Here is a 5,841-nt window from a genome sequence, read left to right on the forward strand (position 1 = left end):
CAATGCACAAGCTTTATTTAGATCCTTTTTATGGATATGTGTAATGGTGAAACTTATTAGTTATGGTATTGCTAAGCGTCCTTACGGCCAAGAGCGTAATGGATGCACTAGATAAGGCCATTAAAAATAACCTCAGATTGTCCTTATCGCCGAACATTCCATTCAGATCAAGGATGGGCTTACCAGATGAGAGCATACTCTAACCGGCTTAAGGAAGAACGTATTTTTCAAAGTATGTCTAGAAAAGGTAACTGCTATGATAATTCCGTTATGGAGAACTTCTTTGGACTGCTTAAACAAGAGATTTACTATGGTGTCGTCTATTACAGCTATGAGGAATTGAAGTCGGAAATTGAACGATACATAAATTACTATAACGAAAAGAGAATTAAAGAGAAACTTGGATGGCTAAGTCCAGTGCAATACAGACTTAGTCTTCAGGCTGCATAAAAATAGCGAGGCAGCCGAAACTGTCTCGCTAATAAAGTCTAACTTTTAGGGGTCACCTCAAATTTGAAGGTGTTTTTTGTTTTACAAAAGTCCCCATTTACGGTCATATTCAACCTTTAAAACAAATTCATCATCAGTAAAATTATTTTGCTTTAACTTTTCAAGAGCAATATTAAAATCTAAAGTAGTAGTTTCAAATAAAATAAAGTCCTTTTTAGCAGTTATTGCCCAATCATAATGAAGATCGCTTAGAATTTCCATCATTTGTGCTACCCTTTCTAGACGATCGGTTAGGTTATCCTTATAGTATCTCACTGATTTTGCACAAGGATCACGCATGATAATGTCTTGCTTTTCTAGATAATAAAAGAAAAATCTAGCTCTTTGCACACAGGTTATATTATCACTTTGCATAAAAAAACCTCCCTATTTAATAATACTCAAATATTAATGATTACTTTATTTTATAGTATATAACATTTTTTCAGTACATAGTTTATTCATTCTAAAATCATGCTTATCAAAAGGTAGAGCATTATTGCTAATTTGACAGTCAAAAGCAAGCCCAATTTTAGGCGTGCTTGACTTTAATAAAGGAAGAAAGCGATCATAATAACCTTTACCAAAACCAAGGCGGTGCCCCTGTAAGTCAAAAGCAATTCCTGGTATAAGGCATAAATCAATTAGTGCAGGATTTATACTAATTTGTTTGTTAGGGGGTAATTCTAAAATACCAAGCCTATTAGGTCTAAGTTCATCTACCGAAGTTAATAAACTAGGTGTAATTGTACAATTAGTAAGGTTTGAAATAGGAATTATAACTTCTTTCTGCTCTAGTAAGGCAGTTTCAATAATAGGCATGGTCATTACTTCTTTTTGAAAAGACATATAAATCATTAACCTTTTCGCATTTTTCCAACTATAATGATTAGTCAAGATTTTTAAGATTTCCAAACTTTTTTGTTCTACTTCTTTAGTTGTTAATTGGTTACGAATATTTTTATAATGATTTCTTAGGTTAGTTTTCATGTTATCCCATCCAAATAAATAATTTATTATTATATTAACAGCTTATATATAATGATTACAATATCTCAATTATTAAATTATATGAATAAAAACCTTTAAAAAGGGAAATAAAATAAGATAGTTAAAGAAAACTTAAGCTAATTTTGCTTAATTAATGATAAATGCGAAAAAAAATCCAATTTTTTTGTATTTAGGGGTTGATAAGTTTGAGAACCTTTAATATTATTATACTTAGATATTAGCACTCACTTAAAGAGAGTGCTAACAACAAAGATTATTCTAAATGAGGAGGCTATGAATATGAATATTAAACCATTAGGTGACAAAGTAGTTATTAAAGCTATGGCACAAGAACAAAAAACAAAAAGTGGTATTGTATTACCTGATACTGCTTCTAAAGAGAAACCACAACAAGGTGAAGTTTTAGCAGTGGGTTCTGGAAAAATTGAAAATGGTCAAAAATTTCCAATGGAAGTTAAAGTAGGAGACAATATTCTTTTTTCTAAATATGCAGGCACAGAAGTTAAAATTGATGGCGAAGAAGTTTTAATATTAAGTGAAAGAGATATTTTAGCTGTATTAGGCTAATAATAAAGGAGGTAATTAATAATGGCTAAAGATATATTATTTGGTGAAGAAGCTAGACGTGCGTTAGAAGCGGGAGTAAATGCTGTAGCAGATGCAGTTAAAGTTACAATTGGACCAAAAGGACGTAACGTTGTATTAGACAAAAAATTTGGTTCTCCAACTATAACTAATGATGGTGTTTCTATTGCAAGAGAAATCGATTTAGAAGATCCATTTGAAAATATGGGAGCTCAATTACTAAAAGAAGTTGCAATTAAAACAAATGATGTAGCTGGGGATGGAACTACAACTGCTACTGTTTTAGCACAAGCTATGATTAGAGAAGGATTAAAAAATGTAGCAGCGGGTGCTAATCCAATGATTATTAGACAAGGAATCAAAAAGGCTGTAGAGGTTGCAGTTGCAGAAATACATAAAATTGCAAAGCCTATTGAAAATAAAGAGGCTATAGCTCAGGTTGCTTCTATTTCAGCTGCTGATAAAGAAATAGGAGATTTAATTGCTGAAGCTATGGAAAAGGTAGGAAATGATGGAGTAATTACCGTAGAAGAGGCTCAAACATTTGGAACATCTTTAGATGTTGTAGAAGGAATGCAGTTTGACCGTGGATATGTTTCTCCATACATGGTTACAGATACAGAAAAAATGGAAGCTGTATTAGATGATCCTTATATTTTAATTACAGATAAAAAAATTGCTTCTATTCAAGAAGTATTACCTGTATTAGAGCAAGTAGTTCAAGCCGGAAAGGCTTTATTAATTATTGCCGAAGATGTTGAAGGTGAAGCTCTAGCTACTATGGTAGTAAACAAAATTAGAGGAACATTCACTTGTGTAGCTGTTAAAGCTCCTGGGTTTGGTGATCGTCGTAAGGCAATGTTACAGGATATAGCTGCATTAACTGGTGGTCAAGTAGTTAGTGAAGAATTAGGATTAAAATTAGAAAATACAGATATTACTATGCTTGGTTCTGCTCGTCAAATCAAAGTTACTAAAGAAGAGACAGTAGTGGTTGAAGGAAAAGGCAACAAAGAAGAAATTGAAGGACGTGTAAATCAAATTCGTAACCAAGTAGAAGAAACTACTTCTGAATTTGATAAAGAAAAATTATTAGAACGTTTAGCGAAACTTTCTGGCGGTGTAGCTGTAATTCAAGTAGGAGCTGCTACTGAAACTGAATTAAAAGAGAAAAAACATCGTATTGAAGATGCATTAGCTGCTACACGTGCTGCTGTAGAAGAAGGAATCGTAGCAGGTGGTGGAACTTGCATAGTGGATATTTTAAAATCTCTTGAATCATTAGAGTTAAGCGAAACGGATGCACAAACTGGTGTAAATATTGTTAAAAAAGCATTGGAAGAACCAGTACGTCAAATTGCTTACAATTCAGGTGCAGAAGGTTCTGTAGTTGTTTCAAAAGTAAAAGAATCACCAGTAGGAGTTGGATTTAATGCTCTTACAGACGAATATGTAGATATGATTGCTGCGGGTATTGTTGATCCAGCTAAAGTAACTCGTTTTGCTCTTCAAAATGCATCAAGTATTGCTTCTATGATATTAACAACTGAAAGTTTAGTAACTGATATCCCAGAAGCTGATAATGGTGCAGCTGCAATGGCAGGAATGGGTGGCGGAATGCCAGGAATGATGTAATAATTCATCATTCCTGATTATCAAAGTTTCAAGGTGAATGCAAAATTTATTGACCACGTAAGGTTAAAAAAAGTTGGAAGCTGTTCATTAGTTTACTAAACTTATGAGCAGCTTCTTTTTTATGGAATAAAACCTCTTCTCTGTTAATAGATTTAGTGAAGGAGAGGAGGAGTAAAATGTTATCATTAAACACAATATTTAATAAAAGAATTAAATGGTGGGTAGTAAGCTGCTTGGTTATATCATTATTTATAGGAGGGGGTTTAGGTCTATATTTATACGAACCTTTATCGCCTACTGAAATAGTAACTCAAAGTATGAATAATACATTAAATGCAAATAGCTATAGTTATAATGCGATTACTAAAAGTATTATTGATAATGAAGAAAATTTATTAACACAAGTTAAAGGAGAAAAAAATGGTGATGACGTTCATTTACTAGGAAAAGTTTTTCTTGTTAATGGTGAACTTGAAGTTTTCAGAGTAGGGGATAATTTTTATCGTAAAGATTCTTTTTCAGAGAACTGGCTTGTATTAGAAAATCAGGATATAAAAGAAACAGAAAAGTTAATGCAAGAAATTAATCCATTGGGAATATTAGATTTCGAGGGTGATATAGAAGTTAATTATCTTGGGAAAGAAAATATAAATAAAAGTAAAGCTAAAATGTATAAAATAAAGGCAAATTGGAAAAACATATACTTAAGGACGTCATGGCAAGACCTCGAATATACAATATGGATAGATTCAAAACATAAAGAAATAATCAAAGCGAGAATAAGTGCAGTTAATAAGGAGCATGATAATAATAAGCTAATCTTAGATGTTGTATTTAAAAATATAAACAAGGAGATTACTATTAAAGCTCCAATTGATTAATATCTAGATTGATTAAACATGTAAATAATAAATTAAACAATAAATATTAAGGAAGTTTAAAATAAATCACAAAAAAGACTTGCATAAGATATTAATCTCATGTTATATTATCTGAGCACCAGAAAAACAGAAAAAAATTCATCAAAAGAAATGTTGACAAGCATAAATAAAAATGATAAGATATTTTTACAGACAACAACACATTAAAGATAAGTTGTTCTTTGAAAATCAAATAGTTATAAGAAACAGACCACAAGTAACAAACGGATAAATAACAAAGCCAAATGTTGGTTTTGAGCTTGCAGGATATTAATGGAGAGTTTGATCCTGGCTCAGGACGAACGCTGGCGGCATGCCTAACACATGCAAGTCGAACGGACTTTTAGTTTTTAGTTTACTAAATACTAAAAGTTAGTGGCGGACGGGTGAGTAACGCGTGGGTAACCTGCCCATAAGTTGGGGATAACTCCGGGAAACCGGTGCTAATACCGAATAAGCTTAATTTATCGCATGGTAGATTAAGTAAAGATGGCCTCTTTACAATGCTATCGCTTATGGATGGACCCGCGTCTGATTAGCTAGTTGGTGAGGTAATGGCTCACCAAGGCGACGATCAGTAGCCGGCCTGAGAGGGTGAACGGCCACACTGGGACTGAGACACGGCCCAGACTCCTACGGGAGGCAGCAGTGGGGAATCTTCCGCAATGGGCGAAAGCCTGACGGAGCAATGCCGCGTGAGTGATGAAGGCCTTCGGGTTGTAAAACTCTGTCCTAATGGAAGAAAGGCTATGGTGCAAATAGTGCCATAGATTGACGGTACATTGGGAGGAAGCCCCGGCTAACTACGTGCCAGCAGCCGCGGTAATACGTAGGGGGCAAGCGTTGTCCGGAATTACTGGGCGTAAAGAGCGTGTAGGCGGATTTTTAAGTCAGGTGTGAAAACTTTGGGCTTAACCCAGAGACTGCATCTGATACTGGAAGTCTTGAGTGCAGGAGAGGAGAGTGGAATTCCTAGTGTAGCGGTGAAATGCGTAGATATTAGGAGGAACACCAGTGGCGAAGGCGACTCTCTGGACTGTAACTGACGCTGAGACGCGAAAGCGTGGGGAGCGAACAGGATTAGATACCCTGGTAGTCCACGCCGTAAACGATGGGTACTAGGTGTTGGGGGGTCAAAGCCTCAGTGCCGCAGTTAACACATTAAGTACCCCGCCTGGGGAGTACGGTCGCAAGACTGAAA

The 5,841-nt window shown here is 34.9% G+C and carries 5 protein-coding genes, 1 rRNA gene and 1 pseudogene; 5 read left to right on the forward strand and 2 right to left on the reverse strand.

From position 1 onward, the window contains the following. A pseudogene (locus tag B8965_RS12150) lies at positions 1–450 on the forward strand (IS3 family transposase); the annotation flags it as partial. A gap of 81 nt (positions 451–531) precedes the next feature. Here B8965_RS12150 and B8965_RS12155 read toward each other — a convergent pair. Then, positions 532–864, reverse strand: coding sequence for a hypothetical protein (locus B8965_RS12155; RefSeq protein ID WP_084054459.1), 333 nt, complete (start codon positions 862–864; stop codon positions 532–534). Positions 865–909: 45 nt separating this feature from the next. After that, a complete protein-coding gene (locus B8965_RS12160; RefSeq protein WP_084054460.1) occupies positions 910–1,479 on the reverse strand; it encodes a 5-formyltetrahydrofolate cyclo-ligase in 570 nt (189 codons plus the stop codon). 300 nt (positions 1,480–1,779) lie between these two features. Between B8965_RS12160 and groES the strand changes: the two genes are divergently transcribed. The 4 genes from groES to B8965_RS12180 all read left to right on the forward strand — a co-directional run. Next, positions 1,780–2,067 carry a co-chaperone GroES gene (groES, locus tag B8965_RS12165; RefSeq protein WP_084054461.1) on the forward strand — a complete coding sequence of 96 codons (288 nt, stop codon included), beginning with the start codon at positions 1,780–1,782 and terminating at the stop codon, positions 2,065–2,067. A gap of 21 nt (positions 2,068–2,088) precedes the next feature. Then, positions 2,089–3,720 carry a chaperonin GroEL gene (gene groL, locus B8965_RS12170; protein WP_084054462.1) on the forward strand — a complete coding sequence of 544 codons (1,632 nt, stop codon included), beginning with the start codon at positions 2,089–2,091 and terminating at the stop codon, positions 3,718–3,720. 176 nt (positions 3,721–3,896) lie between these two features. Continuing rightward, on the forward strand, positions 3,897–4,601 hold the full coding sequence (locus B8965_RS12175; protein WP_084054463.1) for a hypothetical protein: 705 nt from the start codon (positions 3,897–3,899) through the stop codon (positions 4,599–4,601). Between the two features lie 309 nt (positions 4,602–4,910). Next, positions 4,911–5,841, forward strand: a 16S ribosomal RNA gene (locus B8965_RS12180); the annotation flags it as partial.

The organism is Desulfonispora thiosulfatigenes DSM 11270, from assembly GCF_900176035.1.
GTDB lineage: Bacteria > Bacillota > Peptococcia > Peptococcales > Desulfonisporaceae > Desulfonispora > Desulfonispora thiosulfatigenes.

Excerpts from the sequence above, each read along its gene's own strand:
- B8965_RS12160 (WP_084054460.1), bottom strand. The coding sequence starts at position 1,479 with ATGAAAACTAACCTAAGAAATCATTATAAAAATATTCGTAACCAATTA.
- B8965_RS12155 (WP_084054459.1), bottom strand. The coding sequence starts at position 864 with ATGCAAAGTGATAATATAACCTGTGTGCAAAGAGCTAGATTTTTCTTT.
- groL (WP_084054462.1), top strand. The coding sequence starts at position 2,089 with ATGGCTAAAGATATATTATTTGGTGAAGAAGCTAGACGTGCGTTAGAA.
- groES (WP_084054461.1), top strand. The coding sequence starts at position 1,780 with ATGAATATTAAACCATTAGGTGACAAAGTAGTTATTAAAGCTATGGCA.
- B8965_RS12175 (WP_084054463.1), top strand. The coding sequence starts at position 3,897 with ATGTTATCATTAAACACAATATTTAATAAAAGAATTAAATGGTGGGTA.